1 protein-coding gene is annotated in these 250 nt (G+C 66.0%); it reads left to right on the forward strand.

The window, feature by feature from the left end; all coding sequences use genetic code 11:
- Nucleotides 1-250, forward strand: a 250-nt coding sequence (locus IH68_RS51515; RefSeq protein WP_037886822.1) for a dihydropteroate synthase, incomplete at both ends; no start/stop codon positions are given.

A 250-nucleotide genomic window follows, 5' to 3' on the forward strand; every position in this document is an offset into this window, starting at 1 on the left:
CGAGATCGCCGAGCGGCTGATCGGCGACCTGACCGGCACCTGGGGCATCCACGAGTCGGACATCCTCATCGACACCCTGACCTTCACCATCTGTACCGGTCAGGAGGAGTCCCGCAAGGACGGCATCGCCACCATCGAGGCGATCCGCGAGCTCAAGCGCCGCCACCCGGACGTGCAGACCACGCTGGGCCTGTCGAACATCTCCTTCGGCCTGAACCCGGCCGCGCGCATCCTGCTCAATTCGGTCTTC

Source organism: Streptomyces sp. NRRL S-646, from assembly GCF_000720765.1.
In the GTDB taxonomy this organism is placed as follows: Bacteria; Actinomycetota; Actinomycetes; order Streptomycetales; family Streptomycetaceae; genus Streptomyces.